Below are 1,319 nucleotides of genomic sequence, written 5' to 3'. Positions count from 1 at the left end.
TCTGCCCCGGCACCGTCACCGTCGCGTTCAGCGTGTGCACGCCCTCCGACAACGCCATCGCCGCCGGCACCTCGAACGTCCAGTTACCATCCTCATCCGCCACCGCCGAGCCCAGCAGCGTCTCGCCGTCGTAGATTCGCACCACGCCTCCCGGCGTCGCACGACCGTGCACCGTCGGCGTCGTGTCATCCGTCACGCCGTTCGGATCGATCGGCCCCGTCACGCTGCCGGCGTTATCCATCACCGACGTGATCGAGATCACCACGTCACGCGTGTCCACCACGAAGTCGATCGGCTCGCTGATCGGCCCCTTGTTGCCAGCACGGTCCACCGGCTGCGCTGTGAGCGAGTGCGGACCGTCATTCAGCGGCTCGGTCGGCTCCCAGCTCCAGCGCCCGTCTTCTTCGACGCGCGTGCTGCCGATCACCTCATCGCCATCGCGAATGATGATCGTCGCGCCCGGCTCGCCGCGGCCCGAGAACGTCGGACGATCGTCGTCCGACGTATCGCCGCTGTTGATCGGACCCGTCACATCGCCCACGTCGTCGATCAGCGTCAGCTCTTCCAGCGCGGCCGGCGGCGTCGTGTCTACCTCGATCGGGTACAGGCCCGTCGGCGGGCTCATGTTGCCCGCCGCGTCCTCGGCCGTCGCCTTCAGGTTGTGCTCGCCATCCGAAAGCGCGTGCGCTTCGTCCGGACGGAATTCCCATCGGCCGCTCTCGTCCGCCACCGTGCTACCCAGCTCTACTTCGTGGCCGTCGACCACGTCATAGATGCGCACCACCATGCCCGGTTGCGCCGTGCCGACGATCGTCGGGCGCGGGTCATCCGTCACGCCTTCCGGGCTGATGTTGCCCGTGAGGTCGCCCGCGTTGTCGATCACGTTCACGATCGACGGTGCCGCCGGATTGCCTCCCGTGATCAGCGAGAAGTCAAACGGATCGCTCGGATCGCTCACGTTACCAGCCGCGTCCGTCGCCTTCACGGTCAATGAGTGCGGGCCGTTCAGCAGCGTATCCGTTACGATCTCCCAGTTCCCGTCCGCGTCCGCGTATGTGCTGCCGACCACACGCTCGCCGTCGTACAACGTCACCAGCGCGTGTGGCTCCGCCACGCCGCGCACCGTCGGGTTCGCGTCGTCCGTCACATCACCAGGGTTCAGCGGGCCGGTCTGATCGCCCACGTTATCAATCACGCCCGAGATGCGCGGCGCGTCCGGTGCCGTCGTATCGACGATCACCATCACCGGATCCGACTTCTCCGAGCTATTGCCCGCCGGATCCCGCTCGACCACCTCGATCTTGTGCTCGCCTTCCGCC

Annotated in this window: 1 protein-coding gene; it reads right to left on the bottom strand. The window is 66.9% G+C overall.

The window, feature by feature from the left end; genetic code table 11:
• A partial coding sequence (locus BCO18175_RS40360; RefSeq protein WP_254608264.1) for an Ig-like domain-containing protein occupies positions 1-1,319 on the bottom strand: 1,319 nt, incomplete at both ends.

The sequence above is a fragment of the Burkholderia lata genome (assembly GCF_902499335.1).
Taxonomy (GTDB): domain Bacteria; phylum Pseudomonadota; class Gammaproteobacteria; order Burkholderiales; family Burkholderiaceae; genus Burkholderia; species Burkholderia lata_B.
Note: the sequence above shows the minus strand (reverse complement) of the source record. Positions and strands in the feature narration are given on the sequence as shown.